At 54.1% G+C, this 26,262-nt stretch carries 24 protein-coding genes; 22 read left to right on the forward strand and 2 right to left on the reverse strand.

The features are described from left to right. The first annotated feature begins 659 nt into the window (after positions 1-659). The 7 genes from purM to ilvA all read left to right on the forward strand — a co-directional run bounded on the left by purM (position 660) and on the right by ilvA (position 11,067). Positions 660-1,703, forward strand: coding sequence for a phosphoribosylformylglycinamidine cyclo-ligase (gene purM, locus PUR_RS03640; RefSeq protein WP_179034070.1), 1,044 nt, complete (start codon positions 660-662; stop codon positions 1,701-1,703). Next, positions 1,703-2,317 carry a phosphoribosylglycinamide formyltransferase gene (gene purN, locus PUR_RS03645; RefSeq protein ID WP_179037726.1) on the forward strand — a complete coding sequence of 205 codons (615 nt, stop codon included), beginning with the start codon at positions 1,703-1,705 and terminating at the stop codon, positions 2,315-2,317. The genes purM and purN overlap by 1 nt, the downstream gene beginning before the upstream one ends. A 270-nt stretch (positions 2,318-2,587) precedes the next feature. Beyond that, positions 2,588-4,135, forward strand: coding sequence for a bifunctional phosphoribosylaminoimidazolecarboxamide formyltransferase/IMP cyclohydrolase (gene purH, locus PUR_RS03650; protein WP_179034071.1), 1,548 nt, complete (start codon positions 2,588-2,590; stop codon positions 4,133-4,135). Between the two features lie 24 nt (positions 4,136-4,159). Then, positions 4,160-5,434, forward strand: a complete 1,275-nt coding sequence (gene purD, locus PUR_RS03655) for a phosphoribosylamine--glycine ligase (protein WP_179034072.1) — start codon at positions 4,160-4,162, stop codon at positions 5,432-5,434. A 273-nt stretch (positions 5,435-5,707) separates the two neighbouring features. Next, complete coding sequence (locus PUR_RS03660; RefSeq protein ID WP_179034073.1) at positions 5,708-7,039, forward strand: SEC-C metal-binding domain-containing protein; 1,332 nt, start codon at positions 5,708-5,710, stop codon at positions 7,037-7,039. Between the two features lie 332 nt (positions 7,040-7,371). Then, a complete protein-coding gene (locus PUR_RS03665) occupies positions 7,372-9,651 on the forward strand; it encodes a methyl-accepting chemotaxis protein (protein ID WP_179034074.1) in 2,280 nt (759 codons plus the stop codon). A gap of 153 nt (positions 9,652-9,804) precedes the next feature. After that, positions 9,805-11,067: a threonine ammonia-lyase IlvA gene (gene ilvA / locus PUR_RS03670; RefSeq protein WP_179037727.1), complete on the forward strand. Its 1,263-nt coding sequence runs from the start codon at positions 9,805-9,807 to the stop codon at positions 11,065-11,067. 241 nt (positions 11,068-11,308) lie between these two features. Here ilvA and PUR_RS03675 read toward each other — a convergent pair whose 3' ends face one another. After that, on the reverse strand, positions 11,309-12,304 hold the full coding sequence (locus PUR_RS03675; protein ID WP_179034075.1) for a hypothetical protein: 996 nt from the start codon (positions 12,302-12,304) through the stop codon (positions 11,309-11,311). 33 nt (positions 12,305-12,337) lie between these two features. Next, on the reverse strand, positions 12,338-13,000 hold the full coding sequence (locus PUR_RS03680; protein ID WP_179034076.1) for a DUF1129 family protein: 663 nt from the start codon (positions 12,998-13,000) through the stop codon (positions 12,338-12,340). A gap of 251 nt (positions 13,001-13,251) precedes the next feature. Between PUR_RS03680 and PUR_RS03685 the strand changes: the two genes are divergently transcribed. The 15 genes from PUR_RS03685 (at position 13,252) to PUR_RS03755 (ending at position 26,259) form a co-directional block, all read left to right on the forward strand. Further along, on the forward strand, positions 13,252-13,446 hold the full coding sequence (locus PUR_RS03685) for a hypothetical protein (protein ID WP_179034077.1): 195 nt from the start codon (positions 13,252-13,254) through the stop codon (positions 13,444-13,446). Between the two features lie 115 nt (positions 13,447-13,561). Then, positions 13,562-13,762 carry a hypothetical protein gene (locus PUR_RS03690; protein WP_179034078.1) on the forward strand — a complete coding sequence of 67 codons (201 nt, stop codon included), beginning with the start codon at positions 13,562-13,564 and terminating at the stop codon, positions 13,760-13,762. Between the two features lie 192 nt (positions 13,763-13,954). After that, positions 13,955-14,785, forward strand: a complete 831-nt coding sequence (locus tag PUR_RS03695; RefSeq protein ID WP_179034079.1) for an alpha/beta hydrolase family protein — start codon at positions 13,955-13,957, stop codon at positions 14,783-14,785. An 84-nt stretch (positions 14,786-14,869) separates the two neighbouring features. Beyond that, the gene (locus tag PUR_RS03700) at positions 14,870-15,646 is read left to right on the forward strand and encodes a dioxygenase family protein (RefSeq protein ID WP_179034080.1); all 777 of its coding nucleotides are present in this window, start codon (positions 14,870-14,872) and stop codon (positions 15,644-15,646) included. A gap of 246 nt (positions 15,647-15,892) precedes the next feature. After that, positions 15,893-16,360, forward strand: a complete 468-nt coding sequence (locus PUR_RS03705; protein ID WP_179034081.1) for a hypothetical protein — start codon at positions 15,893-15,895, stop codon at positions 16,358-16,360. Next, on the forward strand, positions 16,357-17,379 hold the full coding sequence (locus PUR_RS03710) for a CehA/McbA family metallohydrolase (protein WP_179034082.1): 1,023 nt from the start codon (positions 16,357-16,359) through the stop codon (positions 17,377-17,379). Before PUR_RS03705 ends, PUR_RS03710 begins: the two co-directional genes overlap by 4 nt. Continuing rightward, on the forward strand, positions 17,376-18,107 hold the full coding sequence (locus tag PUR_RS03715) for a glycerophosphodiester phosphodiesterase (protein ID WP_179034083.1): 732 nt from the start codon (positions 17,376-17,378) through the stop codon (positions 18,105-18,107). The genes PUR_RS03710 and PUR_RS03715 overlap by 4 nt, the downstream gene beginning before the upstream one ends. A 2-nt stretch (positions 18,108-18,109) precedes the next feature. Next, entirely contained in the window at positions 18,110-19,111 is a 1,002-nt protein-coding gene (locus PUR_RS03720) for a LacI family DNA-binding transcriptional regulator (protein WP_179034084.1), read from the forward strand. Positions 19,112-19,235: 124 nt separating this feature from the next. Beyond that, entirely contained in the window at positions 19,236-20,060 is an 825-nt protein-coding gene (locus tag PUR_RS03725) for an ABC transporter permease (protein ID WP_179034085.1), read from the forward strand. Positions 20,061-20,109: 49 nt separating this feature from the next. Further along, positions 20,110-21,147, forward strand: coding sequence for an ABC transporter ATP-binding protein (locus PUR_RS03730; RefSeq protein WP_179034086.1), 1,038 nt, complete (start codon positions 20,110-20,112; stop codon positions 21,145-21,147). 25 nt (positions 21,148-21,172) lie between these two features. After that, positions 21,173-22,357: an extracellular solute-binding protein gene (locus PUR_RS03735; RefSeq protein ID WP_179034087.1), complete on the forward strand. Its 1,185-nt coding sequence runs from the start codon at positions 21,173-21,175 to the stop codon at positions 22,355-22,357. Beyond that, positions 22,354-23,193, forward strand: a complete 840-nt coding sequence (locus PUR_RS03740; RefSeq protein WP_179034088.1) for an ABC transporter permease — start codon at positions 22,354-22,356, stop codon at positions 23,191-23,193. Before PUR_RS03735 ends, PUR_RS03740 begins: the two co-directional genes overlap by 4 nt. Then, positions 23,190-24,107, forward strand: a complete 918-nt coding sequence (locus PUR_RS03745; RefSeq protein ID WP_179034089.1) for a hypothetical protein — start codon at positions 23,190-23,192, stop codon at positions 24,105-24,107. The genes PUR_RS03740 and PUR_RS03745 overlap by 4 nt, the downstream gene beginning before the upstream one ends. A gap of 239 nt (positions 24,108-24,346) precedes the next feature. Further along, positions 24,347-25,432, forward strand: a complete 1,086-nt coding sequence (locus tag PUR_RS03750) for a DUF3048 domain-containing protein (RefSeq protein ID WP_179034090.1) — start codon at positions 24,347-24,349, stop codon at positions 25,430-25,432. Positions 25,433-25,644: 212 nt separating this feature from the next. Continuing rightward, the gene (locus PUR_RS03755) at positions 25,645-26,259 is read left to right on the forward strand and encodes a DUF47 domain-containing protein (protein ID WP_179034091.1); all 615 of its coding nucleotides are present in this window, start codon (positions 25,645-25,647) and stop codon (positions 26,257-26,259) included. The last annotated feature ends 3 nt before the right edge of the window (positions 26,260-26,262 follow it).

The raw sequence follows: 26,262 nt of genomic DNA on the forward strand, positions 1-26,262 counted from the left end.
CCCCCTTGCCAAGGGGGACCCCGGAGGGCCAGCCCTCCGGCCACCCGAAAGCTCGGCGTAACGGAGTTTGGTTTGAACTTGCTATGCGGGGATTGGCGCGGGCAGCCGCTTGTCGTCCCTTCCGCTTGCGCGGACGGCGGGACCCGCTTAACGGCGCTGCGGCTCCCGGCATCCGGCTTACAGCCGCCGCCGGGCGCAGGCGCACCGCTACTTCGCTTAGCGGTGCATAAGGGCTCGTCCAGCCCCAGCCTGTTCGCTGCGCGAATGCGCTGGCTTGACTCGCTGGGGCACGCGGGTCCACCGCCGCTTCGCATGGCGGTCCCTAAGGGCTCACCCAGCCCGTGCTGTCGCTTCGCGAAATCGCGGCTGGACTCGCCCCGGGCACGGGCGCCGGTTACATCGGCGCCCGGCCTATCCCGCTCCCCCTCGATTCCGGGAAGGCGTCATGAAGGGGAAGATTGGAACTGGAGAAGCGTAGCGTTCGCCCGAAAGCTTTCCGTAGGAAAGTTCGCATCGAAAGCATACGCTATGCTCGGATTTCAACCGCCAAGCGGTCCAATCAGGAATCCGAGCATAACAGCGATCGGAAGTCCAAGCTGTCCACGAAATGACGACTTAACCGGAATCTTTTGCTTAACTACATGAAATGAGGTGTCCAAGTGTCGGAAGCTTACAAAAACGCCGGTGTGGATATTGCGGCGGGCAATGAAGCAGTAGAACGAATGAAGAAGCATGTGAAGCGCACATTTCGCCCCGAGGTCATGACGGAGCTCGGCGGATTCGGTGCGCTGTTTGGCTTAAATAAAGATAAGTACGAGGAGCCCGTGCTGGTATCGGGAACGGACGGAGTCGGCACGAAGCTGAAAATCGCCTTCGCTGCGGACCGTCACGATACGATCGGCATCGACGCGGTCGCCATGTGCGTGAACGATATTGTAGTACAGGGCGCGGAGCCGCTCTTTTTCCTGGATTATCTGGCCTGCGACAAAGTGGTGCCGGAGAAGATCGAAGCGATCGTTTCGGGGATCGCGGAAGGCTGCCATCAGGCGGGCTGCGCGCTGATCGGCGGAGAGACGGCGGAAATGCCGGGCATGTATGCGGAAGGCGAATATGATATCGCAGGCTTTACGGTTGGTGTCGCCGATAAGGCCAAGCTGGTAACCGGAGCAAATATCGCGCCCGGCGATGCGGTGATCGGACTTGCCTCCAGCGGTGTGCACAGCAACGGATTCTCGCTGGTGCGCAAGCTTTTGCTGGACGGAGAAGGCGGGCATGGTCTGGATCAGGTGCTGCCGGAGTTGGGCGCGCCGCTTGCCGACGTGCTGCTGGCGCCGACCAAAATTTATGTTAAGCCGCTTCTCGCTCTGCTGGAACAGCTTCCGGTGAAGGGCATGGCGCATATTACAGGCGGCGGCTTCATCGAGAACATTCCGCGTGTGCTGCCGGATGGCGTCAATGTGGACATCCAGTACGGCTCGTGGCCGATTTTGCCGATTTTTGAGCTGCTTCAGCGTAAAGGCAGTGTGACCAACCGCGATATGTTCACGACCTTTAATATGGGTATCGGCCTGGTGCTGGTAGTGGGCGCGGATGACGCGGATAAAGCGCTGCAACTGCTGAAAGACAGCGGCGAGGAAGCGTATGTGATCGGCAAGGTCACGGAAGGAGAACGAAAGGTCACCTTTACGGGAGCGGATGTATGATGGATTACAGCCGGATCGCCGTGTTTGCTTCGGGGCAGGGCAGCAATTTTGCGGCGCTGGCGCAGGCGCAGCGTGAAGGGCGGCTGGGCGGTGGCACCATTGAACTGCTCGTGTCCGACCGGCCGGAAGCGCTTGTGGCGCGCCGGGCGCAGGAGGCCGGGGTTCCGGCCCTTCTGCTGCGGCCCAAGGATTTTGACAGCCGCGAGCAGTACGAAACGCGGATTGTAGAGGAGCTTCAGCAGCGCGGGATCGGCCTTATTGTGCTGGCGGGGTATATGCGGCTCATAACCCCGGTGCTGCTGTCCCCCTATGAGGGACGCATCATTAATATTCATCCGTCGCTGCTGCCGGCTTTCGCCGGGAAGGATGCCATCGGACAGGCGCTGGCTTACGGAGTAAAGCTGACGGGAGTGACGGTGCATTTTGTCGATGGAGGCATGGATACGGGGCCTGTCATTGCCCAGCGGGCGCTTGCGGTAGAGGACGACGATACGGCGGATACTCTCGCTGAGCGCATTCACCGGATCGAGTACGAGCTTTATCCGGAAGTGGTCGCCGCTTTTGCAGCCGGAAAAATCGAACTGGACGGAAGAAAAGCAACGGTTCGGCAATAGCGGCAGGGCGGTTCAGTCGTCAGCTTCATTCGACATTTGAATGATGGAGCCCTTGGATTTTGATATTTCTCGGGAAATATTGCACAAGCGGTGAGAAATGTCGGATAGGCGGGCCCTTGAACCTGAAATGGGACATATTAAGCAGCAAGAGCCATCAAACGGCGAGCGGCTGCCGGAAACCCCAAATAAAAAGTTTAAAAATAGAAATATTCATGCAGTCAATGTTTTACCCAATTAACCGTAAGTCAATATGGAGGAGGACTATACAAAGTGAGTATCAAAAGAGCGCTGGTCAGCGTATCGGATAAACGGGGCATCGTGGTCTTTTGCCGCGAGCTGTCGGCATTGGGCGTAGAAATCATCTCCACGGGCGGAACGAGCACCCTTTTGGCAAAAGAAGGCGTGCCGGTTATCGGTATCTCCGACGTGACGGGCTTTCCCGAAATCATGGACGGGCGCGTCAAAACGCTGCATCCCGCCGTTCACAGCGGTCTGCTGGCGGTTCGGGACAACGAGGAGCATACGCGCCAGATGACCGAACTCGGTCTGGATTACATCGACCTGGTTGTCGTGAATCTGTACCCGTTCGCGGAGACGATCGCAAAGCCGGATGTAACATACGAGGAAGCGATCGAGAACATCGACATCGGCGGACCGACCATGCTGCGTTCGGCGGCGAAGAACCATGCGTTTGTAAGCGTGGTGGTGGATGCCGACGATTACGCGAGCGTGCTTGAAGAAGTGCGCGCGGGCGGCGACACGACGCTTGAAACCCGCAAACGGCTTGCGGCAAAAGTATTCCGCCACACGGCGGCTTACGACGCTCTGATCTCCGACTATCTGTCCAATGTGACCGGCGAACCGCTGCCGGAGCGCTACACGGTAACTTACGAGAAAATCCAGGATCTGCGCTATGGCGAAAACCCGCATCAAAAGGCGGCATTCTATCGTACACCGCTGGCGGCTCAGGACACGCTGACCGGCGCCGAGCAGCTGCACGGCAAGGAATTGTCCTACAACAACATCAACGACGCCAACGCGGCGCTGCAAATCGTCAAGGAGTTCAATGAACCGGCGGTTGTGGCGGTGAAGCATATGAATCCATGCGGTGTCGGCATCGGCGAGAGCATCTTGGAAGCTTACCAAAAAGCTTACAACGCCGATCCGGTCTCCATCTTCGGTGGCATCGTGGCGGCTAACCGCTACATCGATTCCGATACGGCGAATCTGCTCAAGGAAATTTTCCTGGAAATCATTCTGGCTCCCGGATTTACGGACGAAGCGCTGGAAATTTTATCGAAGAAGAAAAATATCCGTCTGCTGAAAATCGGCGGGCTTGGCGCGGCCGCAGAGCGGAAGAGCAGCTTTGTCGTCACAACGGTTGAGGGTGGCATGGTCGTACAGGAAAGCGACGTTCACTCCATTAACCCGGACGATCTTAAAGTCGTAACCGACCGCAAACCGACCGAAGAAGAACTGAAGCAGCTTCTGTTCGGCTGGAAGGTTGTCAAGCATGTGAAGTCGAACGCTATCGTGCTTGCAGCGGACGACATGACAGTCGGCGTGGGCGCGGGACAAATGAACCGCGTGGGCGCTGCGAAGATTGCCATCGAGCAGGCCGGAGACAAAGCCAAAGGCGCGGTGCTGGCTTCAGACGCATTCTTCCCAATGGGCGATACGCTAGAATTTGCAGCTAAAGCGGGCATTACGGCAGTCATCCAGCCGGGCGGCTCCGTCCGGGACGAGGAATCGATCAAGGTTGCGAATGAGCACGGAATCGCTATGGTCTTTACCGGCGTCCGTCATTTCAAACACTAGAACGGACCGGAGGTTTTATAAGGTATGGATATTTTGGTGATTGGCGGCGGCGGACGGGAGCATGCAATATGCTGGAGCCTGTCCAAGAGCCCCAAAGCGGATAAAATTTACTGCGCGCCGGGCAATGCTGGGATCGCGGAGGTTGCGGAATGCGTGCCAATCGGCGTATTTGAGTTCGATAAGCTGGCCGCGTTCGCGAAGGAAAAAGAGGTCGGTCTTGTCGTCGTGGGACCGGACGACCCGCTGGCTGCGGGTATTGTAGACGTTCTTGAAGGAGAAGGGCTCAAGGTCTTCGGGCCGCGCAAAAACGCGGCCGAGATTGAAGGCAGCAAGGCGTTCATGAAGGACCTGCTGCATAAATACAATATTCCGACGGCGGCTTACCGTAAATTCAGCGACCACAGCGAGGCGCTGGCATATTTGCGGGAGCAGCCGCTGCCGATTGTCATCAAGGCGGACGGCCTTGCGGCGGGCAAAGGCGTAACCGTTGCCTATTCCCGCGAGGAAGCGGAGAAGGCGCTGGAGGATATGATGGTATCCCGCATCTTCGGAGAGTCCGGCAGTCAGGTCGTAATCGAAGAGTTTCTGGCGGGACAGGAGATGTCGATTCTGGCCTTCGTGGATGGCGAGACGGTGCGTCCGATGCCGGCGGCGCAGGACCACAAGCCGGTCTTTGACGGCGACAAAGGTCCCAATACCGGCGGGATGGGCACCTACTCTCCGCTGCCGCATATCGATGATTCCATCATTCGCGAAGCGGTGGAGAAGATTATCGTCCCCACGGCCAAGGCCATGGTCTCCGAAGGCCGGCCTTTCCGGGGCGTCCTGTTCGCGGGATTGATGATTTCGCCGGACGGTACACCCAAAACCGTCGAATTCAACGCCCGCTTCGGCGATCCGGAGACTCAGGTCGTCCTGCCGAGGCTGAAGAGCGATCTGCTGGAGATCTTCCTGGCGGCGGTGGAAGGCCGTCTGGAGAGCTTGGATATCCAGTGGACCGACGAGGCGGCCGTCTGTGTCGTATTGGCTTCGGAAGGATACCCGGGTACCTATCCGAAAGGCGTGCCGATCACCGGGCTGGGCGAAGGCGGACGTGAAGGGCTCATTTTTCATGCCGGTACGGCATTTGGTCCTGACGGCGGCATCGTGACCAGCGGCGGACGGGTGCTCGGCGTTGTCGGGCTCGGTGCCGGGATCGCGGAAGCGCGGGAAGCCGCTTATGCGAACGCGAACCGGATTTCCTTTGACGGCAAGCAGAACCGGACCGATATCGCAGCCAAAGCGTTATTAAGACAATAGTCGGATTTTAGTTCGGGAGAACCCACAAATTTTTATGTTAAATGTCCTAAAAAAGGACTGACAAGGCGTGAGAGAAGTGCTATAATACATCTCGTACGGGGGAAAATGTACGGATATATACAGAAGAAAGGGTCTTTCCGGTGACGGAGGGACCCTTTTTAAATGCCGGAAATGCTATAATGTTTTCATGGACAGTCACGCGGAAGCGTAGCTTAAGCAAATGTGCGGGCTGTTTACTTTTTGGCGTGCTGCAGATTTAAGGAGGAATTTGTTTTGATCAAGATTGGAAGAAACGACCTGTGTCCGTGCGGAAGCGGCAAAAAATATAAAAAGTGCTGTCTCGGAAAAGAACGGGACGCCGCAATTCCTGTACTCAGCCTGGTGGGTGCGGCAGCTGAAGCGACTGTGCAGGGCACGATCGTGCAGCCCCCCGCGGAGGAGCAACCCGCTTCAGGGAGGAAGTCCGCTTCCAAAGGGGACAAGCTGACGCTTCCCAAGCTTAGAAAATTAGTTACGCGCGACCTGCAGTGGGAGAGTCCGGCGCATGAAAGCCTGGCTCTCACGCTGATCGAGCAGATGAGATATGAGTATGACAAGGAACTGATCGCGGAAGCGCTGATGCTGTGGAACGGCTTTTCACGAATCGTGAAGCCGACCGTGAAGAAAGAAGGAGCCTTTTGCTCGGCAATAGAATATTTTCTGTCCGAGGAATACGGCTTCATGCTGACCCAGGGCGAGCTTGCCGGGAAATATGAAGTAACCCAAGCCACGATTGCCCGCAGATTTAAGGAACTGTGTGCCTTTGTGGAGGAGCATACGGTTGGAGGAACGAATGAGATGCTTCCGCCTGAAATTGTCATCGGGTCGCTCAAGGGCAGCGATAAGGAGAAGGCGGAAGAACTGGTATACAGAGCGATGGAGGCCGGCTCGCCTAAGTCAAGATCGCAGTTGGCCAAAGCCGCGCTTGAATTTGATCCGGACAGCGCCGGCGCGTATCTTATACTGGCCGATGAGGCGGAAAACGAGGATGAGGCGAGAGCTCTCTTAAAAGCGGGAATGGAAGCTGGCAGGCGGGAGCTGGGCAGCGCCTTCTTCGCTGAGAATAAAGGGTATTTCTGGGGGATTCCCGAGACCCGTCCTTATATACGGCTGTGCACAAGCTATGCGGATTCGTGCTGGTTCGCCGGGGCTGCGGACGAAGCCGCCAAAGTCCTGGAGCATATTCTGGAGCTCAATCCAAATGATAACACAGGCGCGCGTTATCTACTGCTTGCCGTTTATCTGTACAGCGACCGTCTGAAAGAGGCGGACAAGCTCTTGAAAGCATACGGAGAGGAAGATGGTGCCGCTTCGTTTGCCTATGACCGGATGGTGCTCGAATTCAAACGCCATGGCGTAACCTCCCGCCTGAAAATGCTGTATCGCGTAGCAAAGGGCGTGAACAAGCATGTCCCGGATTATCTGCTCGGCGCCAAAATTCTTCCCCACAATCTGCCCGATTTTATCGGGATGGGCGATGCCAACGAAGCAATCGAGTACGTGATCATGCATTCGCGGCTGTGGGCGAGCGTACCGGAGCTGCTGAAGTGGATGCTGAAGCAGTAGAATAAGCCTTTCATTAGAGCCTTTACTCCCTGTACACAGGAGTGAAGGCTTTTTTGATGCATAAAAGTCCAAATTTCGACATCGACATATAGCTGACATATTTTTTGATAGAAAACCTGACATTCCCCTAAATAACTCCAAAATGAAATCCGATAGCAAGTATAAAGGCATTTTCTGAAATCGGACTTTCATTTCTTCACACTTTGTTCGAATGTCGTTGTTAAACGGTAAAGGAGTAAAGTAGAATTTTGTAGAAATAAGTCGAAAAAGAGATATTCTTTCTCAGAAAACAAACAAGTATGTTTATAATTTATGTTGAAGGCGGGATCATCATGGTACAAAAATTATCTCCTAATGAAAAAAAAGAGTCGGCTTCCAAGCCGTTAGAGGAGAGTCACTCTGCAGACAATCGCAAACCGTGGTCAAAAGGAATGATCCCGTCAAAGCTGAAGCTTCGCTGGCCGAACAAACGGCAGCCTAAAGGGCTGTCTAAACCTATGGCGGAAGCGGCGCAGTCAGGAGAGCGTGCGGAAGAAAAGGCGGGATTCAAGGGCTTAGCCGGTAAATTACTGCACGGTTTCTCCGACATGGGGATCAGAGGCAAGTTGTTTTTGTCCGTTATCGTGTCCGTCGTTATCATCTTTACAATCATGGCATCCGTCATTTACGTCAACGCCAAAAAGGTTATCGTCAATGATTTGCGCCAATCGCTTGATTATGAGAAAGGCCTGATCTCATCAAAAGTGAACGATCTGCTGCTGCCGGCCGGCGACAGTGTGCAGCTGCTGGGCGTCAACGCTTTTGTGAGAGACTACATCGCAAGCGTACCTTCGCCGGACCAAGTCAAGACGACGGAAGGATACACCGAACTTGTTCGCACACTGAATCTTACCAAGGGCAACAACAAGAATCTGCAGAACGTATATATCGGTCTGGATGGCGTCAACAAGGTCATAACCCAGGATGAATTCGAGCCTCCGGCTGACTACAACATGAAGGAGCGAGCTTGGTATACCACAACGGTTAAGAACAACCGTCTTACGGTGACAGACCCTTATATTGACGCCGGCTCCGGCAAAATGGTTGTTACTCTTAGCGCTCCGATTCTGGACGACAGCGGCAAGCTGATCGGCGTGGCGGGTGCGGACATTTCCATTGAGCAAATCACGAAGGAACTGAAAGATTTCAACTACAGGGGCAGCGGATTTGCGCTGCTGGTCAACAAGACGGGCACCTTCATGTACCACCCGAACAGCGACTATATCCTGCTTAAGAAGATCGGCGAACTGGGTGCGGACTGGAAAGCGGTCGGCGACAAAATGGTACAATGGGGCGCAAATGTTATGAAGACGGATATTGACGGCCGCTCCAATTATGTTTCTTATGCTCCCGCAGTAGACCATCAATGGGCGGTAGCGCTTGTCGTGCCTTCGGGGGACGCGGAGAGCGCCCTGAAAACTTTCCAGCTTATTTTCATTTTGTCGATTCTGGCTTCGATTGTCATTCTGGGCCTCCTGCTGTATTTCGTTTCCGGCAGTCTTTTGAAGCCGATTCCGGTCTTGACCTCCGCCTTCGGGGCCGCGATGAACGGGGACCTGTCGGTACGAGCCAATTTCAAGGCCGTAGGGGAAATGAAGCTTTTGGCCATGGGCTTTAATGAAATGATCTCCTCCCAGCAAATTATGATTGGAGAAATCATGCGAACCTCGCGCAGCATTTCGAGTGCGGTGGAAAATACGGAGAAAAATATCTTCGCTCTGGACGAGAACATTGCGGACGTGTCCGCCACGACCGAAGAATTATCGGCGGGAATGCAGCAAACGGCTGCCTCCATGGAGGAAATGAACGCCAGTACGCTGGAGATCGAGAGCGCCATTAATAACATCGCCTTGAAGGCGCAGGAAGGCGCAGGGTCGGCCAGGGAGATCAATGAGCGCGCCGAGCGGCTTAAGCAGTCGGCCATCGAGTCCCGCCAGGCGGCGGACCGGCTCTACGGGCAGAGCGAAGAGAAGCTTCGGAACGCGATCGAGCAGTCCCGGTCGATCGAACAGATCAAGGTTCTGACGAAAGCTATACTGGAGATTTCCGCGCAGACGAACCTGCTGTCGCTGAACGCCTCCATCGAGGCGGCGCGGGCTGGAGAAGCGGGGCGGGGATTCGCCGTGGTCGCTGAGGAAATCCGCAAGCTGGCGGAAAATTCCCGGGAGGCCGTAGGAGAAATTATGCAGGTCACTGGCTCGGTTGTTACGGCGGTGGGCAGTCTCGTCGAAGGGGCAGAGGATATCCTGCAATTTGTGGACAAGCAGGTCCTGCACGATTACGACGCCATGCAGCAGACGGGCTCACTGTACAGTGAAGACGCCAAGTATGTAGAAGATCTGGCGACGGATTTCAGCGCCACTACGGAGGAACTGCTTGCCTCTATCCAAAATATGCTGAGCGCCATCAGTGAAACGACGATAGCCACGAACGAAGGCGCCGAGGGCGCGGGCAGCATTGCCGAAAGATCGGAGCAGATTATCAGCCAATCCAGCGGCATTGTGACGGAGATGGAAGAGATCCGGCAGAGCGCGTCGGCGCTGCTGAATACTGTGTCCCGTTTTAAGGCATAAACTGTAAATCATTGCGCCAGCATCGTTCGGCCCCGGCGATTACTAAACGCCGGGGCCGTTTTTGCGCCCCCAATGCTTGAAAAATTTCCGCCGGGGGAGTATGTTACAAGAAGGCTACGAAATGCTAACAAGATAGTGAAGCGAGGAGAATTCATGAAGGAAAGCGACAACCGGATCGTGGGGCTGGAAGACATCGTGCGGGCGCATCACATGCTGCGGGAAGTCATTGTCCGGACTCCGCTGCAGCGCGACGCGGTGCTGTCGGCCAAGTACGATTGCAATGTATATTTAAAGCGCGAGGACCTTCAGGTCGTGCGCTCATTCAAAATCCGCGGGGCTTACAATATGATCCGCAGCCTGTCCGAAGAGGAAAGAAACCGGGGGATCGTCTGCGCCAGTGCGGGCAACCATGCGCAGGGCGTCGCCTTCTCCTGCCGTGCGCTCGGTATTCACGGCAAAGTGTATATGCCCAGCACCACTCCCAATCAGAAGGTGAAACAGGTTCGGCGGTTCGGCGGTGATTATGTCGAAGTGGTGCTCAAGGGAGATACGTTCGACGACGCCTACGAAGAAGCGATGCAGGCCTGCGTTGAGCACGGCATGACGCTCATTCATCCGTTCGACGAGCCCAAGATCATTGCCGGCAACGGAACGATTGCGATGGAAGTGATGGAGAGTATGAGCGAACCGGCCGATTTTGTGTTCGTGACGATCGGCGGCGGAGGGCTGGCGGCGGGCGTGGGTTCCTATGTGAAGACGGTCAGCCCTTCTACCAAGGTTATCGGCGTGGAGCCGTCGGGAGCTGCCTCCATGAGCGAGGCGTTCAAGCGGGGAGAGGTCGTTACGCTGCCGGAAATCGACAAGTTCGTCGACGGCGCGGCGGTGAAGCGGGTTGGAGGACTTACGTACGATATCTGTTCCCGCGCGCTGGACGACATCGTCAAGGTGCCGGAGGGCAAGGCCTGCACAGCGATATTGGAGCTGTATAACGAGAATGCCATCGTGGTGGAGCCGGCAGGCTCGCTGCCGGTCGCGGCACTGGACCTGTACCGAGATCAGATCCGGGGCAAGACGGTCGTCTGCATCGTGAGCGGCGGCAATAATGATATCGACCGGATGCAGGAGATTAAAGAGCGCTCGCTGATCTATGAAGGATTGAAGCATTATTTTATGATTAACTTCCCCCAGCGGGCGGGCGCGCTGCGCGAATTTTTGTCAGAGGTGATCGGTCCCGAGGACGATATTACCCGGTTTGAATATACGAAGAAGAACGACAAGGAGAACGGTCCGGCCCTCGTCGGCATCGAGCTGCTGTCCAAGGAAGCCTACGAGCCGCTTCTTGAGCGGATGAAGCTCAAGGGCGTGGATTATGTAGAACTGAACAAGGACTTGAATCTGTTCAATATGCTGATCTAGTCATTAGCATGCACAAACAGCCCCGCGGAAAAGTCCGCGGGGCTGTTCTGACTGGATGAAGAGGGGAAGCTCCTGTTTCCAGCTTGGGCATTGACCATGTCCATTTCAACAACCGTAACGTCAGGATCGATAATCCCGAATGTAAAATGTCAACCATATTTGTGGAGCTTAGTCACGACAAGAAAAGAGAAACCGAAAAGAAACTCCAGGGGCTATAAAGCCTATTCAGATAGCTTTGTATTTATCGCCCCATTGATCGTTTCTCAGAGATGGACGTTTGCGGGTAGGCGGACAACTCCTGAGGCGCCGCCTGCCTGCGGTATAGCTCGATTTCATCGGTCAGCTTGTAGTCATGCTCCTTCGCCAGCTTCATGAAGCCGTCCAGCTTCTCCAGATAAGCGCTTTTGCCGGTGCTCTTGGCCAGAATCATGCCGTAGGCTTTCTGCGCTTCCAGATCCATCTCCTGATTGTCGTAATGAAACAGCGGCGTGTTGTTCAGGCCATAGAACGTATCGGTCTCGTACATCCGGTACAGCTGCTTTACGGTCCCCAAACGGTTGGACCGGGGATAATCGGCAATGAAGGCTTCCTGAGCCAACGCTCGGGATACCACCTCGGCCCAGGCAATGACAAGACCATTATCCTTGTTGGACGGGAAATTCGATTCGACTGCCATAATGGAAATATAGTCGCGTATGTCACCTGTGACATACGACTTGTATTTCCGATAAGCGTCATAATCGATAACCGGGAAGAACGAACCTTCGGCGGTCTCCAGCTTGTATCCGCATGCTGCGGCCCGCCGCAGCATCAGACGCAGGTTCACATTCTTCGTCTTGTCCGCCAGCTGCGCAAAACGGTCTCCAGGCTCATAAATATCCGTCAGCTTGCGCTGAACTACGGAATTGTAAAATTTATCTTCCCAAGCTGGCAGCGCGGCCTTTTGGGCATTTTCAAGCCTAAGAGTCATGATCGCAGCCCGATAAGAACCGACCGCGTACATATTGGCGTTTAGGTAAGAGATTGCCTCAGGCAGCTTGTTCGGGGACAGGAGCAGCGGCAGCGAAGCTTTGTAGACGGCTTCCGCATGGCTTGTGCCCGCCGTAATGGACGCCGCCGCGGTTGTTCCCGCAGAGGAAGAGCCGGCGCCAAGGACGGAGACCGGTTCGGCTATCGTGAACAGCAGTGTAAGGACGGAGGCCAAGGCAGCCGTCAAAATAGAATGTTTCTTAGTCAATTGAACTCCTCCAGTCTATGCATGAGGCAGAGGTTATTTGCGGCGGAACAACAGTCTCTGGCCGATCAGCCCTGCCGTGAATACAATCAGGCTGACCCACGGGGATAGGGGGAACGTCGGCAGCCATTTGCCGAGAAGAAGACCGGCGGTAACGATGATAACGGCGACGGCGACATAGGTGCCGAGAGACTTCAAATCGAATTTTCCGGCCTTGGGCGCGTCGTCTTCCGACAAGGAACCGAGCCATTTCATAATCAGTCCCACAAAAATAATCGATCCCAAGCCGACGCCGATTAACGTAAACAGGCTGATTTGTCCGAACATGCCGGCGGTTCCCGTAAACCATAGGGAGATCAGGCCGCCGGCCGCTAGAACCCCGAACAGCCAGGTCAGGGCAACCCAGGGAATCATGAGCACTATTTTTTGCCTGCTAAACGCAGGGCGTTCGGGTGTTTCATCCATGATCTTTCTAAAATATTCTTCGGGTTTGTCCCCGAATACCTGCTTCGCGTTTTTCCCCCGGGCCTGGGCTTCGAGCAGGGTATGGGCGGCTTCCAGCAGAAGCTCTTCCGTGCGCAGCTTATCGATCCGGCTTGCCCGCAGCGCGATAATCATATCCTCCATATAGGAGCGGTTGAAGGGCGTCATTTGTTCCCGCAAACGGTTATTTTCTTTAATCATATCTTTCACTTTCATGCTCTTAACGCCAACCTCCGTGTGATGAATCGGTTTGTCTCCACTACCCAAAGTATACGGCCCCGCCGGCGGACAGTGCAAGGATATGCGCTTTGCGGCTGCTTCCGCGCCTCAGCTCCAGGCTTCGACCATCAGTCAACGGAGCGGGCATTGCTGCAAGCGCCGGTCTCCTGCGTGTATAAACGCATCTGAACGGTTAACACTGATAGGACGCCGCGGAGGCGGCGATAACGGCAAAAGGAGGATGCTTTATGGAGCCCGTGAATCCAAGCGGCATGGAAGAGAATGCGGGGAGCGGAACCGCGCCCCGGAACGGTATCACCGATTGGGGAGGCTCGGACGGGTTCAGTCTATTGAACTCAGCCGCCGACGCTCCAAGGGAAAAGCTTCAGAGCACGGAAGCCGGACAAGAGACCGGCGATGCCTCCGACAGCGGCTATGAATAATCAACATTAGGTTGTTTGCGATATTTTGCCCATGAATAGTCTCTCCTTAAAGAGCGCACACTGACTGTTGAACGGCGCCTGAGAAGGTTCGCTCAAAAGAAAGGCGGGATGAAACGTGGAACAACGGCGTGACAAGGCGGGGAGTGGGCAGCCGAAGAAGAACCCTGCGGAAGAAATGTCGGTCGGTCATGCGGAATTGCCCGAGGAGTGCTCGGCCAGCTTATGGGAATGCGCCCCCGGCGCTCCTGAGGAGTGGCTGAAGGGCTGGGAAGGCAGACAAGAAACGCACGACATGTTCAAATACAGCTACGAATAGCTGGCCGTTTAAGGACGGACGTCCCGTGAAGACCCTTTTTGTCCTTCAGGATAAAAGGGGTCTTTTCTATTGACAACAGCAGGATGCAGGGGGTAAGATGAGTATATATAATTCATACTAAATTAATCGGATTTATGTGAAATTGAATATACAATGAAGTTGGAATAAACAATGTACAGGGAGGATTCTCGTATGGAACGGGCTATCGTCATCAGACATAATCAAGAGGAGCTGACCGCCAGCATTCACTATCCGTCAAAGGTGCAGGGAGCGACCGGACGGTGTAAGGACCGGGTCCCGCTCGCCGTCATCTGCCACGGGTTCGTCGGCAGCCGTATCGGTGTGGATCGTCTGTTCGTCAAGGCCGCCCGCGAGCTGGCGAAGGACGGCTATATGGTGATCCGCTTTGATTATATCGGCTGCGGTGAAAGCAGCGGCAGCTACGGCAGCGAAAGTCTGGAATCCATGATCGCGCAGACTCGGACTGTGCTTGATTACGGCCTGAGCTGCACCGATGTCGATCCGACTCGTGTGACGCTGATCGGGCACAGCCTGGGCGGAGCGGTAGCCCTGCTGACGGGAGTCCGCGACCGCCGGGTGAAGACTCTGGTGATGTGGTCGGCGGTCGGGTATCCTTTCAATGATATCGTCAAAATCGTCGGGCGCGAGGCTTACGACATGGCGGTGAAGACGGGCTCGGCGGATCATGCGGGTTATGCCTTCACCCCCGTATACTTCAATTCGCTGGCCGAATTTCAGCCTTTTCAGGAAGCCGACAAATTCAGCGGCGATGTGCTTCTGGTTCACGGTACCTCCGACGAAGTCATCCCGGTGGATTATGCCTTCCTGTATCAGAAGCTGTTCTGGAAACGTCCGGAAGGCCGCTGCGACAAAGAGATCATATTCCAGGCCAATCACACGTTCTCCTCGGGCGACGCGCAGTCCCAGGTCATCGGAGCAACGCGGGAGTGGATGAACCGGCAGGAGCAAATCCAGCAGGAATGGCAGAACTGGATGATATAGGGCAGGGCGGTATGCTCGCAATAGCAGGCAAGAAGCGGTAAAATAAAGATGCAGACCACATACTGGTTACGGAGGTAGGCATCGATGAAAATACCGGCATTTTTTATCGCGCACGGTTCCCCGCTGCTCGCCCTCGAGGATAACGAATATACCCGCTTTCTGGAGCGGCTCGGCGCAGATTTACCCAGGCCCCGGGCTATTGTCGTCTTCTCGGCGCATTGGGACAGTCCGCATCAGCTGCTTACGGCCGACGAGCATTACGAAACGCAGCATGATTTCTACGGCTTTCCGGAAGATATGTACCGGCTGACTTATCCTGCTCCGGGAGATCCCGAGCTGAGCCTGCGGATTCGTGAGTTGTTCACGAGCCATAACCTGCCCCACCAGCCCGTGTTGGGCAGGGGGCTTGATCATGGGGTCTGGGTAATTTTGAAGAAAATGTTCCCGCAGGCCGACATCCCGGTTGTCGCGCTGTCCGTCGATTCCCTGCGCTCCCCGAAGGAGCAGTATGAGATTGGGCGAATGCTTTCGCCTCTCAGAGAGGAAGGCGTGCTGTTCATCGGCAGCGGAGGTCTTGTCCATAATCTTCGGCTGCTTATCAACAGCGATCAGCCCGGAGAATGGGCGCTGAAATTCGACGCCTGGATTGCGGAAGCGCTGGAGTCCTGGAATCTTCAGGAGCTGTTCAATTACGACAAGAAGGCGCCTCACGCCAGGGAAGCGGTCCCGTCCTACGGCAAAGAGCATTTTGTCCCGCTATTCTACGTTTTGGGAACGGCGGCCAAAGGCACGAAGGCGCAGCGGATGTTTCAGGCGTACCAATACGGAACACTTAGCCTGAACTGCTGGAAATTCGAATAATATAATAGATGATTGAAAGCTATGCTGAACAGTAACCCGTAAGATGAACACTTGAAAAAGTGATTCTCTTACGGTTTTTTTTGTTGCGGATTTTCAGAAGTGGTTCCGTCTCTATCCGGTTTATGGAATACTTTACCTCCACAGCTTTACAAAGCTTGAAGCCCCCGTTAATCCTCGGTAAACAATCTGACGTTAAAGTTGGTTTTGTGGGACCGATCCCACGTTATTTCATAAGAGGGGAGGCGTATGATGCTGCTGAACGTGAGCGGACAGCTTGCTCCTATTGATACCAAGCATCATATCACACATAAATTTCGGTTGGACAAGCCTGCTGCAGCCATCCAAATTCGGTTCGCCTACGAGCCCAAGCTACTGGAGGACGACGGACAGGCCATGGATTTAATTATGCAATCTATCGACTCCTATATTGCTCCTGAGTATCAGAGCCCGGTCCGGGAAGGCTGGAAACGATTTTTGCCGCTCAAAAATCTCCTCACCCTGTCGATAGACGATCCTAACAGATATAGAGGCGCGTGTCACAGACATGATGCGGAACAAAGTCTTTTTCTGTCGGAACAGGAAGCGTCCGAGGGACTATTATCCGGGAAATTGGCTTTAGGAGAGTGGAGCGTTACGATCAGCGTTCACTCCGTCGTAACGGAACATTGCTCTTATGAATTGTCAATTTGGACGGAGGAGGCGGATACGGCATGAGATGGCTGGCTTCCGAACTTCATACACATACCTTTCACAGCGACGGCAGACAGTCACTGCTGGAACTGGCTTCAGGTGCGGCGAAGCTGGGCTTCGACTGCATCGCGCTTACCGATCATAATACGATGTCGGGGCTTGGAGACAGTGAGCTAATCGAGCGGGAAACGGGTGTCGTCATCATACCGGGCATGGAGTGGACGACCTTCTACGGGCATATGGTAACGATCGGCCTGCAGGATTTTGTGGATTGGCGCAAGACGGGACAGTCTGAGATTCACGAAGGAATCTCCATGGTTCACGGGCGGGGCGGGCTTGCCGGAATGGCGCATCCTTTTCGGATCGGAAATCCCGTCTGTACCGGTTGTTACTGGGAATATGAAATCAAAGATTGGAACGACCTTGATTACATCGAAGTGTGGTCGGGAACGTTCGCATCCGTCAAGCCCGAGAATCGGCGGGCCTTCGCTTTGTGGACGGACCGGCTGAACGCCGGTATCCGCATCGCGGCTACATCCGGACGGGATTGGCATGAGCAGGCGAACACGGACGAGCCTCTCTCGGTCACTTATCTGGGACTGGACGACGAGCCGGGAACTATCTCGCAAAAAGCGGTTCGGGCGCTTGCGCAGGGGAGGGTCTCCGTAACGGTCGGTCCGCTGGTAACGATGGAGGCAGAGGCCGCCGGCGCATTGTACAGTATCGGCGAATCGGTCTCCGTGCGAAATGAAGCAGACACAATTCAACTCCATGTGAAGCTCGACTTTTCCGTTAGACAGACGTTGTGGGAACTGCCGAAACAGGATTTTACGTTAAAGATTATGGGTAATTCGGGCACACTCGCACAATGCGCCGCAGGTTCCGCCGATCAGCTCTACGGGTTCAGCATCCCGGCATACGGGTTGATCTGGGCGAGGGCCGAATTATGGGGAGTTGTAAAAGGCGTGCGAACGATGATCGCTTTTACGAATGCCACTTACTTTGATACCGTCTCTACTAAAATAAGGGGGATGAAAGAGTGAATGCTGTTCCGCTTGTTACCGCGCATACCGGATGTATGAATACGCCCGATAACTCTCTGCTCTCGATCGAGACGGGTCTTGCGAACGGTGCGGATATTATTGAAGACGACATTCGGGTTACCCGCGACGGCGTACCCGTGCTCAGCCATGATAATGAGGTCCGCCTCGCAGACGGCTCCGTGGGCAGCCTTTCCCAAATGACGATTTCGGAGCTGAATGAGAGTCTTTCCATTCCGATCGTCAAGCTGGAGCAGGCTTTGCATTTAGTGCGGTGTGCTGGGAAGACGATGAATCTCGACCTGAAGACGGATGACTGCCTTGAGCCGGTATCCGAGTTGGTTGAACAGCTTGGCATGATCGACCGCACATTTCTATCGGGCTGCGAGGTAGACAGGGCCCGCAAAGCCAAGCATAGCAACTCTAGATTGCGTAAGCTTCTCAATGTGGATGCCAGCCTGTTTCTTGCCCGGAGCTATACTGAAGCCGTCTTGCAGACACTTCAAGATGCTGAAAGCGCCGGCTGCTTCGGAATTAACGTACCTTACCGTTTAGTCGAATCGTATCTGCTGGAGAAGGCGGCTGAATACGGGTTTCAAATCTACATCTGGACTGTTGATCGGGAAGAAGAGATGAGACTATACGCGGCTATGGGCGTGCATTCCATCACTACAAGAAACGTTGCCGACCTCGTTCGGGTTAAAAAGGAAATGTTGGCGGAAGGAAGTTGACCGTGGGCTATAACATAAAAGAAATCGCCTCATTGGCAGGCGTCTCCAAATCGACTGTTTCCAGAGTGATCTCGGGCTCCGGCTACGCCAGTCAGGAAGCGCGCGAACGCGTAATGAAGGTGATCGAAACACTGCAATACAAGCCGAGCGCGGTGGCGAGAGCGATGGTGGCGCAGCGGACACACAATATCGGCGTTATCATTTTCCGGGAGCAGCAGCCAATCGTGTCCCATCCGCTGTATGGAAAAATTGTTGACGCCATCCTGATGGCCGCCGGGGCAAAGGGCTATTCCGTGTTCCTTACCACCGACCATGAGATGTCGCTGCGTTCCACCGATTTTATGCTGGAAAAGCGGGTTGACGGATTAATTCTGATCAGCCGGCTTCGTCAAAATGTCATTGATTACGTAAAATCATTCAATATTCCGTATTTGATGGTCAACGGATCGACAGACGATCCGGAAGTCGTTCAGATCGTAAGCAAGGACGAAGAAGGAGGGGAGCGCGCCGCCTCTTACCTGTACCAGCTCGGGCATCGTCAAATCTTTGTAATCGCTGGTCCGCAGGAGCACAGAAGCCATAATTTACGACTGAAAGGTTTTTGCAGCAGTATGGAAAGATTGGGCAACAGCGGAGGACTGACTGTAGTTTCCTCGCCGGAATCCAGCTTTGATATGGGCTACCGGGTCATGCTGGAGCATTGGGACTTTTTCATGCAGGGAGCCTATACGTCTTTATTCGCAACGAACGACATGCTAGCTCTCGGAGCAATGAAGCTTCTGGCCGAGAGATCGGTCCGGGTACCTGAGCAAATCGCAGTTATGGGCTTTGACGATATCGATTTCGCTTCCATGTATTCTCCTTCGCTGACAACCGTGAGGGTGGAGAAGGATAAAATGGGACAGGATGCGATATGGATGCTGGACCGGTTGATCCGGAAGGAAGACGGCCTCCCCAAGCTGAACGAGTATGCGAGCGAACTGATTATTCGACAGTCTACCTAATGCCGCGTATGCTTTACCGTTTATGTAATTTCGGATAATACTGCTCAAATACTAAGAAATTAAAATAAACATGGGAACGGTCTCACATTGAGACATTCATCCCGGAAAGGAGCTTTACAGGGACATGAGTTGGTACTTTAGAGCCATCGGTTTTCGGAAAATATTCGAGTTCCTGCTGCTTGTCGCTTTTGTCGTCTTCTTCGTCGGCCCGCTCTTGAATCTCGCCGTGCTTGCTTTCAGCAGCAAGTGGAATTATCCCGACCTGCTGCCGCGGCAGTGGTCCTTGCAGTGGTGGCGCTTCGTACTCCAGGAGGAGGATATCGCCAAATCCATCGGACTTTCGTTTCTGATCGCCGCGTTAGTTACGGCATTGTCCATCGTCATTTGCATCCCGGCCGCTTATGCCTTTGCCCGAATCCGATTCCCGCTGAGCCGCTTCTTTCTGTTTTCCTTTCTGCTAACGCACGCTTTTCCAAAAATGGGGCTGTATGTCTCGATTGCCGTCCTTTTTTATAAACTGGGGCTAATGAATACGCTGCTCGGCGTAGTCCTGGTTCATATGATTAACGTTCTGATGTTTATGACCTGGATTCCGACGGCAGCCTTCCGAAATGTTCACACCGCCCAGGAAGAATCGGCGAGGGATGTGGGGGCAACGCCGTTCCGCGTATTCCGCAGTATTACGCTGCCGATGGCGATGCCGGGTATTCTGGTCGCTTCCATCTTCACTTTTCTGAACTCTTTGGACGAAGCCCAGGGCACTTTCCTGGTCGGTATTCCCGATTTCAAGACGATGCCGATCGTCATGTACTCGATAATCGCCGATTTTCCCAGCAGCGCCGGCGCCGTATTCTCAATCATTCTTACCGCTCCGACCATTATTCTGCTGTTAGCCGCCCAGCGTTTTGTCAGCGCGGATATTATGGCCAGCGGTTTCCAAGTTAAATAACAGTCCCGGGACAATAACCGGATTAATATCCGGATCACGGAGGAATTACATGAGTACACAGCTTTCGATTCGCAATTTGACCAAACGTTACAAGACGGGTGAGGGCGTAACCGATATTTCGCTCGACGTTAAAAAAGGTGAATTGGTCACCCTGTTAGGCCCTTCCGGCTGTGGCAAAACAACAGTGCTGAGAAGCATCGGCGGCTTTCTTGAGCCCGATTCGGGCGAAATTATGATTGCAAGCCGGAATGTGGTCAAGCTCCCCCCGGAGAAACGGCCAACCTCGATGGTCTTTCAGGGATACAATCTGTGGCCGCATATGTCCATCTACGAAAATCTCGCATTCGGGCTCAAAATTCGCAAGACGCCCAAAGCGGAAATCAAGAGCGCCGTTGAGGATGCGCTTCGGCTTGTGCGGCTGCCCGGCGTGGAGAAGAAGTTCCCCAGCCAGCTTTCGGGCGGACAGCAGCAGCGAATCGCCGTCGCCAGATCCTTACTGCTGAAGCCCGAGGTATTGCTGCTGGACGAGCCTTTCTCTGCGCTGGATGCCAAGCTTCGTCATGAGATGAGGGAAGAGCTGCGCGAGATTCAGACGGAGACCGGCCTGACGATGGTATTCGTCACTCATGACCAGAAGGAAGCCCTGTCTCTATCCGACCGGATCGTCGTGATGAATCAGGGGAATATCGAGCAGATCGCGGCGCCTCAGGATATATACGATTCGCCGGATACGCTGTTTGTCGCTCAGTTTATCGGCAAAATGAACTTTTTGGAGGGGGTGGTGGAAGAGGACAAGCTGCGAATAGGAGGTTTGGTCTTTCCGAATACGAAACGTCTTGCGGGGTCAATCGTCATCGCCGTCAGGCCGGAAGATGTCATGATAGGTCTGGATTCCGGAGACGGAGACGGCTTGAATGGAACAATCAAACAAATGATGGTGCTCGGCCATTATGCCGAGGTGTCGGTTGAACTTGACGGGCACGGCACCATTCGGGCGTTTCAGCCGAGAGATAAGGTGAAGGAACTTTCGATGGGTCAACATGTGACCGTCGCTTTTGCCAAAGTGATCGCATATCCGAACAAGTAAGGACAAACAAGGGAGGAAATTTTACATGTTTCGTATGAAAAAACGTTTCACTATGCTGTCGGCGCTGGCATTGTCGTTCGCGGTTCTGGCAGGCTGCGGCAGTGCGGCGAATAACAATTCAGCGAGCTCCGCCGCAAATTCCAATTCCACAGCAGCAAGCAATTCCGCCTCTTCCGCACCGGTAGAAATTCAATTTTATTTTACAGGTTCCCAGAACGTAAAAACCCTGTGGGATGAACTCACGCCCATGTTCGAGGAAAAAAATCCGGACGTTAAGGTGAAGCTCGTGTACATTCCCTCCGGTACCGGCGCCCAACCGACCTATGACCGTATTTTGGCCGCCAAGCAAGCAGGCAAGGGATCGGGCGATATTGACCTCTATGAAGACGGTCTGCCTTTCGTCACCAGAGGCCAGGATGATGATCTCTGGGATACACTGAGCACAAGCTCCGTTCCAAATCTCGCAAAAGTAAACTCAAAAACGATGGAAGATGTTGCGAACCTAGCGGTGCCTTACCGCTCATCAGCCGTCGTACTTGCTTATAACAGTGAGAAGGTGACTGCGCCTCCGACCACGCTGGACGAGGTATTTGACTGGATTAAGAAGAATCCCGAGCGCTTTGCTTATAACGACCCTTCCACCGGGGGCTCCGGCAGTTCCTTCGTAACGACGACCCTTTATAAAGATCTGCCTGAAGATGCGATTCATAGCGACGATCCGGCCATTGAGAAGGATTGGGCCAAAGGCTTTACGACGCTGAAGGAACTCGGCCCTTACCTGTACGGAAAAGGCATTTACCCGAAAAAGAATCAAGGCACGCTTGATCTGCTGACGAGCGGAGAGGTGGACATGATCCCCGCCTGGTCCGACATGGTGCTTGAACAGCTGGATAAAGGCCAACTGCCGACAACGACCAAAATGCAGCAAATTACACCGGGCTTCAATGGCGGACCGACCTATCTGATGGTGCCGAAGCTGTCCGAGAAGAAAGAAGCGGTCTATAAATTCCTGGACTTTGTTCTGTCGCCCGAGGCGCAGGCTGTCATGGTGAAGACGATGCACGGCTTCCCGGGAATCGAGCTGACGAGCATGCCGCAGGATATTCAGGATTCTTTTAAAGGCGTTTCGGAAGGCTTCCGTAATTTCAACGTCGGCGAGCTCAGTAAAGAGATCAACAAACGCTGGCAGAGCGACGTGGCAGCCCAATGAGGAAAGAAGTGAAAATGGGGATATTCGGACTTTGTCTGGTTATCCCCTCCTTTCTCTTGCTGTCGGTGATCGTAGTTATTCCGATTATATTATCTTTCATAGAAAGCCTTCGGGATGAATCCGGCGGTTATGGCCTCAGCCGTTATGTGTATTTGTTTACCGACGCGGGGATGCGGGCAAATATCGTGTTTACCCTTCAGGTGACGATTGTTTCCTGTGTGATTGTGCTGGCGGTCAGCTACGCATTGGCGGTATACATGCGCTTCAGTACCGGCAGGCTGGTTGATTTAATCCGCAAAACCTATATGATTCCGATATTTATTCCCGGGGTTATCGCAACCTACGGCTTGATCAACCTTCTGGGGAACCACGGCTGGCTGTCCCGATGGTTGCTGTTGTTCGGAGGAACGCTTCCGCGCATTATTTTTGATCAGAAGGGCATTATCATTGCGAATCTCTGGTTCAATATCCCGTTTACGGCAATGCTGCTCAGTTCGGCGCTGGCGGGAATCCCGAATGCGGTCATAGAGAGCGCCAAAGATATCGGGGCGGGCCGGTTGCGTATCTTTTTCCGGATCATACTTCCGTTATCGTACAAAACGTTTCTCGTTGCGGTCACCTTCGTATTCATGGGTGTCATCGGTTCGTTTACCGCTCCGTTCCTGGTCGGTCCGAATGCTCCCCAAATGCTCGGCGTTTCGATGGAGCAGGTATTCAGCGTCTTCCAGGAGCGCGAACAGGCTGCGGCGATTTCATTCTTCACGTTCCTGCTGTGCTCGCTGCTAGGTTACTTCTATATCCGTTCTATGGTTAAAGAAGAGACGGTCAGGCCATGATTGAAATCTATACGCATGAATGGAAGTCGGTCAGCGCGAAATTGGCCGGGGCGATGCGGGATGGAAAAGTTACCGTCCAGGAAACATGCGCCACTATCATTCCCGTGCTAGATCTGATGCGCAGCGTATTTCCGGATGACGCCGAAATCCCGGCAAGGCAGGGAGAATACTATCATCTCGACGGGCAGCTCCGCCGGGCGGGACAAGCCTATCGGAGGGCGCTGGAGCTTGAACCCCTCCTTATGCTTACGGAACGGGAAGCCGCCGCGATCCGCCGCCATTGCCCGCTGCTGCTCACAACCGAGGCGGAATGCTTTCCCCTGAAGGATATCGCAGCCGTCCATCATCCCGCGAAGCCGCTCATTGGTTATCATCTGTTCTGGGAGGATGATTTCGACTTTCCGGATGATTATGAGCCTTGCGATCACGAAGAGATATGGGTGGAGTACGATCCTGCCGAGGAGACGGTCACCCAGGTTATGACGTTCTTCCACAGCTCGGTAATCTCCTCGGAGGAGGCTGTACAGGAAGCCAGGGAGCATGGGGAACGGCCGATTATCCGAATCGAGTGGGGGAAACACGGGTCGCTGCTCAAAGGTTGGGAAACAATCGACATTCCAATGAAGAACATGACCATGCAGGATTGGATGCGGCAAACGTATGAGCATGTGAAGGCGGGCGGGCGCCTGCCGGACCATCCGCTGAAGCGTTTTTGGCCGCGGGGGTACGAAGGCTCCTACGAGTCTTATATTGAATTCCCGGTTCCGGTCGATCCGCTGCTTTATTTGGATCGCAAGCCGCTTATGTTCAAGTCGCTCCATGCGAATGCGGTTTTGTTTACACAGGCCATCCCCTATAATTTTCACCCGAAAATGGAATGGCCGGACCGGTTCGCCCGGGCATTACTGGATTAGGGAACACCGGATTTGCACTTAAACAGGCACTGCCGTGCCGCCCGCAGATGATGAAATCATGCATCGCGGGAGGATGACGGCGGTGCCTGTTTATTCATTACGGTTGTTGTAATACCCTGGTCTGTTCTATTATAGGGGGGTCCCCGTAAAGTACCGGAGTATACTACATAGCCAGCTCTTCACATTGGGGATTATATGAAGGGTAGGCATGACTTGAATAAGGAGGGACTCACCCTTTTATGATCAATCGTACTCATTCCCTGCTGCTCGGCAGCATTCTGCTGGCTTCGCTTCTGCTCTCCGCCTGCGGTCCGCAAGATGAAGGCGGCAGCGTTCTACCTACGGCTGAACCTGTTATCGCCACTCCGCAGCAGACCGCTTCGGCCGAGCCGTCGCCCGCCACCAACCCATCAGCTGTGGCCCTGTCAGGACTCACCGGCCTTCCGGTCACAGAATCGCCGCTTCCCCGGCCGCTTGCCGTGATGATCAACAATGCTCCGCCCGCCCGTCCCCAATCGGGACTGACCCGGGCCGACATCTTGTACGAGGTACTGGCCGAGGGGGGCATAACACGGCTGATCGCGATTTATCAGAGCCAATCGGGAATAGATAAAATCGGGCCGGTCCGCAGCATTCGTCCGTATTTGATCGATATCGGCGAGTCTTATAGCGGCGTTACCGTACATGCTGGCGGCAGTCCGGCTGCTTATGCCATTTTGCAAAGCGGGAAGAAGGACGATATGGACGAGATTGGCCGGGCCGGCGCCTATTTCTGGCGGGACAAGGACCGTAAGGCGCCCCATAATCTGTACACGAGCGAAGAGAAGCTCCGGAAAGGAGCGGAGAAGCTCGGATACGCCGGAGCGGTGAATGTTCCCGACTATACGTTTACCGATCCGGATTATGTGCCGATAGGCGGAGAAGCCGCCGCCGGTTTCAATGTGCATTTTCTGCTCAAAAGCTATGCGGTCGATTACAAGTACGATTCCGCTTCGCGCACCTATGCAAGATGGGTTAACGGGAAGCCGCATCTGGACCGGGATAACGGCCTGCCGGTTGAAGCCGCCAACGTGATCGTTATGGGCGCCGACCATACCGTGCTTGACAATGCCGGACGGCTGTCCATCAATCTGGAATTGGGCGGGGAGGCGCTGCTGTTCCAGCGGGGCCAAGTCATCCAAGGAAGATGGGCCCGCAAAGCCGGCGATGTCGTCCGCTTTGTGCAGGACGGGAAGGAAGCGGCGATGTATCCGGGGATTACCCATATTTTAATTGTGCCGAATACCCCTTCTTTTGACAGTCACGTATTGATATCGGCGTCCTAGTACCCATTTCGTTCCAGTCATTCCGAAGATAGCGCATTCTTTCGTAACATTCGACAAACTATTACCTGCGATGTAAAAAAGTTCGCCGGTTTTGCTATCTATCCTTCCTGACGATATGTTAAGATAACAAAGGTCGTCATTCAATTTAATACTGCGTTTACATTTGAATGCTACCGCCGTTCCAAGGAACTTTATGTAAAGGAGTTTATAATATGAAGTTGAGAAAAAAGGACATCTTCTTCGAGACGCTTGAGAATATGGCTGACACGATCGTACAGGCTGCCGATTATTTTGCCCAGCACCTTTCCGATCTGAGCGATCTGGAGCTGTTTGCCGTAGAGATGAAGAAATACGAATCCCAGTGTGACACCTATACGCACACGATAATCAAAGAGCTGAACAAGACATTCATAACCCCGCTGGAGCGTGACGATATTATGGCGCTGACCACGAGCATGGATGATGTCATCGACGGACTTGATTCTTCCGCTACCCGTTTCTATATGTACAATATGACTGTGACTGACGAGTATATCAGCCAGTTCGCCGAAATTTTGCGCCAAAGCTCCTACGAAATTCAAAAAGCCGTTCATCTGCTGTCCCAGAAGAAATTGCTGGCCATCCGGGAACATACCATCCGGCTGAACGATTTGGAGAACCAGGGCGATGAAGTGCTGCGCCATTGCACGAAGGCATTGTTCGAGCAGGTCAAGGATCCGATTGAGCTGATCAAGCGCAAGGAGCTCTATGAACGGCTCGAAACGACTACGGATAAATGCGAAGACGTAGCGAACATGCTGGAATCAATTATTATGCGCAACTCATAAGGG

This window comes from Paenibacillus sp. URB8-2 (genome assembly GCF_013393385.1).
GTDB lineage: Bacteria > Bacillota > Bacilli > Paenibacillales > Paenibacillaceae > Paenibacillus_AQ.

Coding starts and splice junctions, on each gene's coding strand:
- purN (WP_179037726.1), top strand. CDS start 1,703: ATGGATTACAGCCGGATCGCCGTGTTTGCTTCGGGGCAGGGCAGCAAT.
- purD (WP_179034072.1), top strand. CDS start 4,160: ATGGATATTTTGGTGATTGGCGGCGGCGGACGGGAGCATGCAATATGC.
- PUR_RS03665 (WP_179034074.1), top strand. CDS start 7,372: ATGGTACAAAAATTATCTCCTAATGAAAAAAAAGAGTCGGCTTCCAAG.
- ilvA (WP_179037727.1), top strand. CDS start 9,805: ATGAAGGAAAGCGACAACCGGATCGTGGGGCTGGAAGACATCGTGCGG.
- PUR_RS03680 (WP_179034076.1), bottom strand. CDS start 13,000: ATGAAAGTGAAAGATATGATTAAAGAAAATAACCGTTTGCGGGAACAA.
- PUR_RS03685 (WP_179034077.1), top strand. CDS start 13,252: ATGGAGCCCGTGAATCCAAGCGGCATGGAAGAGAATGCGGGGAGCGGA.
- PUR_RS03695 (WP_179034079.1), top strand. CDS start 13,955: ATGGAACGGGCTATCGTCATCAGACATAATCAAGAGGAGCTGACCGCC.
- PUR_RS03700 (WP_179034080.1), top strand. CDS start 14,870: ATGAAAATACCGGCATTTTTTATCGCGCACGGTTCCCCGCTGCTCGCC.
- PUR_RS03705 (WP_179034081.1), top strand. CDS start 15,893: ATGATGCTGCTGAACGTGAGCGGACAGCTTGCTCCTATTGATACCAAG.
- PUR_RS03710 (WP_179034082.1), top strand. CDS start 16,357: ATGAGATGGCTGGCTTCCGAACTTCATACACATACCTTTCACAGCGAC.
- PUR_RS03725 (WP_179034085.1), top strand. CDS start 19,236: ATGAGTTGGTACTTTAGAGCCATCGGTTTTCGGAAAATATTCGAGTTC.
- PUR_RS03730 (WP_179034086.1), top strand. CDS start 20,110: ATGAGTACACAGCTTTCGATTCGCAATTTGACCAAACGTTACAAGACG.
- PUR_RS03735 (WP_179034087.1), top strand. CDS start 21,173: ATGTTTCGTATGAAAAAACGTTTCACTATGCTGTCGGCGCTGGCATTG.
- PUR_RS03740 (WP_179034088.1), top strand. CDS start 22,354: ATGAGGAAAGAAGTGAAAATGGGGATATTCGGACTTTGTCTGGTTATC.
- PUR_RS03745 (WP_179034089.1), top strand. CDS start 23,190: ATGATTGAAATCTATACGCATGAATGGAAGTCGGTCAGCGCGAAATTG.
- PUR_RS03750 (WP_179034090.1), top strand. CDS start 24,347: ATGATCAATCGTACTCATTCCCTGCTGCTCGGCAGCATTCTGCTGGCT.
- PUR_RS03755 (WP_179034091.1), top strand. CDS start 25,645: ATGAAGTTGAGAAAAAAGGACATCTTCTTCGAGACGCTTGAGAATATG.